The 3,651-nt window shown below is 68.1% G+C and carries 3 protein-coding genes; all 3 read left to right on the top strand.

Annotated elements, in window-relative coordinates; all coding sequences use genetic code 11:
- Positions 1 to 1,554 (top strand): sugar ABC transporter ATP-binding protein, encoded by a 1,554-nt coding sequence (locus DIE16_RS36070; protein WP_124894414.1) that lies wholly within the window; start codon positions 1 to 3, stop codon positions 1,552 to 1,554.
- 40 nt (positions 1,555 to 1,594) lie between these two features.
- Positions 1,595 to 2,632, top strand: a complete 1,038-nt coding sequence (locus tag DIE16_RS36065) for an ABC transporter permease subunit (protein ID WP_124894413.1) — start codon at positions 1,595 to 1,597, stop codon at positions 2,630 to 2,632.
- 86 nt (positions 2,633 to 2,718) lie between these two features.
- A partial coding sequence (locus DIE16_RS36060) for an ABC transporter substrate-binding protein (RefSeq protein WP_124492248.1) occupies positions 2,719 to 3,651 on the top strand: 933 nt, incomplete at its 3' end.

Below are 3,651 nucleotides of genomic sequence, written 5' to 3'. Positions count from 1 at the left end.
ATGTCGCGTTCTGAGTCCCCCCGGCCGCTGCTCGAGATGCGCGGCATCAGCAAGACCTTCCCGGCCGTGCGCGCGCTCGACAACGTCAGCCTGACCGTCTATCCGGGCGAGATCCATTCGCTGATGGGCGAGAACGGCGCGGGCAAGTCGACGCTGATGAAGATCCTGTCGGGCGCGTACCGCGCCGACGCCGGCGGCGAGATCCTGATCGACGGCGTGCGCATCGACGTCGACGGCCCGCTCGCCGCGCGCGATGCCGGCGTCGCCGTGATCTACCAGGAGCTGTGCCTCGCACCCAACCTCACCGTCGCGGAAAACATCTACGTCGGCCGCGAACTGCGCCGCGGCAACCGCCGCTGGGGCACCATCGACCGCGCGGCGATGGCCCGCGGCTGCCAGGACGTGCTCGCGCGCCTCGGTGCGCCGTTCGGCCCCGACACGCTGGTCGGCACGCTGTCGATCGCCGAGCAGCAGCTCGTCGAGATCGCACGCGCCGTGCATACCCGCGCACGCATCCTCGTGATGGACGAACCGACGACGCCGCTGTCGTCGCGCGAAACCGAGCACCTGTTCGGCCTGATCCGCCAGCTGCGCGAGGAAGGTCTCGCGATCATCTACATCAGCCACAGGATGGCCGAAATCTACGAGCTGTCCGACCGCGTGTCGGTGCTGCGCGACGGCTCGTACGTCGGCACGCTCGAGCGCGCGTCGCTGTCGGCCGAGCGGCTCGTCGCGATGATGGTCGGCCGCGACATCTCGGGCTTCTACAAGAAGGAACACGCGCCGTACGATCCCGGCCACCTGCTGCTGTCGGTGCGCGACATCGCCGACGGCGAGCGCGTGCGCGGCTGCAGCCTCGACCTGCATGCGGGCGAGGTGCTCGGCATCGCCGGGCTCGTCGGCGCGGGCCGCACCGAGCTCGCACGGCTGATCTTCGGCGCGGAGCCGCGCACGCGCGGCGACGTGAAGCTGGGCGAGCGCACGTTCGGCGCGCATTCGCCGCGCGACGCGATCGACGCGGGCCTCGTCTACCTGACGGAAGACCGCAAGCGCCAGGGCCTGTTCCTCGACATGAGCGTGCGCGACAACATCAACATCTCGGTGTGCAACCGCGATGCGCGGCTCGGCGCGCTCGATCTCGCGCGCGGCGCCACGCGCGCACGCGACGCGATCGCGTCGCTGTCGATCCGCGTGCCGAACGCGAACGTCAACGTCGGCGCGCTGTCGGGCGGCAACCAGCAGAAAGTGCTGCTGTCGCGCCTGCTCGAGACGAAGCCGCGCGTGCTGATCCTCGACGAGCCGACGCGCGGCGTCGACATCGGCGCGAAATCCGAGATCTACCGGATCATCAACGAACTGGCCCGCGCGGGTGTCGGCGTGATCGTGATCTCGAGCGAGCTGCCGGAGATCATCGGCGTCGCCGACCGCGTGCTCGTGATGCGCGAAGGCGAGATCGCCGGTGAACTCGGCGGCCACACGCACACGCCCATCACGCAGGAAGCGATCATCGCGCTCGCCACCGGCTCGCAGGCCGAGCTCGCCGACGCGCACTGACCACGGCCCCTTCATTTCCTTCTTCCTTCAAGGTACCGACATGATCAACCCGACCAAGCAGCGCAACCTCGCGTCCGCGACGGCCCATCCGGTCGCCAACCGTACGCCGCTGATGCGCGGCGCCGATCATCGCGCGCGCATGCAGTCGCTGATGCGCACCGCCGGCATGCTGCCGGTGCTGCTGGTCCTCTGCATCGGCTTCGGCTTCCTGACCGACGGCTTCTTCACACTGCAGAACCTGTCGATCGTCACGCAGCAGGCGTCGATCAACATCGTGCTCGCAGCCGGCATGACCTTCGTGATCCTGACGGGCGGCATCGACCTGTCGGTCGGCTCGGTGCTCGCCGCATCGGCCGTCGCCGCGCTCATCGCGTCGACCATCCCCGGCTGGGGCTGGCTCGGCGTGCCGATCGCGCTCGCGGTCGGCCTCGTGTTCGGCGCGATCAACGGCGGCCTGATCTCGTTCCTGCGCCTGCCGCCGTTCATCGTCACGCTCGGCGCGATGACGGCCGTGCGCGGCGTCGCCCGCCTGATCGGCAACGACACGACCGTCTTCAACCCGCAACTGCCGTTCGCGTTCATCGGCAACGGCACGATCCTCGGCGTGCCGTGGCTCGTCGTGATCGCCTGCGCGGTGATCGCGCTGTCGTGGTTCATCCTGCGCCGCACGGTGCTCGGCATGCGGATCTATTCGGTGGGCGGCAACCCGGAAGCCGCACGGCTGTCGGGCATCAACGTGCGCGCGATCCAGCTGTTCGTGTATGCGGCGTCGGGCCTGCTCGCCGGCCTCGGCGCGGTGATGTCGGCCGCGCGGCTCTATGCGGCCAACGGCCTGCAGCTCGGCCAGTCGTACGAACTCGATGCGATCGCCGCGGTGATCCTCGGCGGCACGAGCTTCGTCGGCGGCGTCGGCTCGATCGTCGGCACGCTGATCGGCGCGCTGATCATCGCGGTGCTGACCAACGGCCTCGTGCTGCTCGGCGTGTCCGACATCTGGCAATACATCATCAAGGGGCTCGTGATCATCGGCGCGGTCGCGCTCGACCGCTATCGCCAGCGCGACTCGGCACGCACCTGATTCGTATTCCTCACTACTCGACCATCGGGGCGCAGGCAGGTCCTCCTGCACCCATCCGCCAACGGACCTTCCGGAGACACAACGACATGTTCAAGCAAAAAGCCGCCCTGACCGCCGTCGCCTGCGCGCTCGCCTTCGGCGCCGCCGCCGCCCACGCAGCCGACAAGCCGCTGAAATCGATCGGCGTCACGGTCGGCTCGCTCGGCAACCCGTACTTCGTCACGATCGTGAAAGGCGCCGAGGCGCGCGCCAGGCAGCTCAACCCGAACGCGAAGGTCACCGCGGTCTCGGCCGACTACGACCTGAACAAGCAGTTCACGCAGATCGACAACTTCATCTCCGCGCACGTCGACATGATCCTGCTGAACGCGACCGATCCGAAGGCGATCGAGCCGGCGGTGAAGAAGGCGCAGGCGGCGGGCATCACGGTCGTCGCGGTGGACGTCGCGGCGGCCGGCGCAAACGCGACCGTGCAGACCAACAACGTGAAGGCCGGCGAGCTCGCGTGCGACTACCTTGCGAAGAAACTCAACGGCAAGGGTAACGTGATCATCGAGAACGGCCCGCAGGTGTCGGCCGTGATCGATCGCGTGAACGGCTGCAAGACCGTGCTCGCGAAGAACCCGGGTATCAAGCTGCTGTCGAGCGACCAGGACGGCAAGGGCTCGCGCGAAGGCGGGATGAACACGATGCAGGGCTACCTGACGCGCTTTCCGAAGCTCGACGGCGTGTTCACGATCAACGACCCGCAGGCGATCGGCAGCGATCTCGCGGCGAAGCAGCTGAACCGCCCGAACATCGTGATCACGTCGGTCGACGGCGCGCCCGACATCGAAGTGGCGCTGAAGTCGAACACGCTCGTGCAGGCGTCGTCGAGCCAGGATCCGTGGGCGATGGCGCAGCAGGCCGTGAACGTCGGCTACGGGATCATGAACGGCCAGAAGCCGGCCAACCCGATGATCCTGATCGAGCCGACGCTCGTCACGCGCGACAACGTGAAGGCTTACAAAGGCTGGAGC

The organism is Burkholderia sp. Bp9090, assembly GCF_003857985.1.
Lineage (GTDB): Bacteria > Pseudomonadota > Gammaproteobacteria > Burkholderiales > Burkholderiaceae > Burkholderia.
Note: the sequence above shows the minus strand (reverse complement) of the source record. Positions and strands in the feature narration are given on the sequence as shown.

What these genes read in the sequence shown, in the direction of transcription:
- DIE16_RS36070 (WP_124894414.1), top strand. Translation starts at nt 1, where the DNA reads ATGTCGCGTTCTGAGTCCCCCCGGCCGCTGCTCGAGATGCGCGGCATC.
- DIE16_RS36065 (WP_124894413.1), top strand. Translation starts at nt 1,595, where the DNA reads ATGATCAACCCGACCAAGCAGCGCAACCTCGCGTCCGCGACGGCCCAT.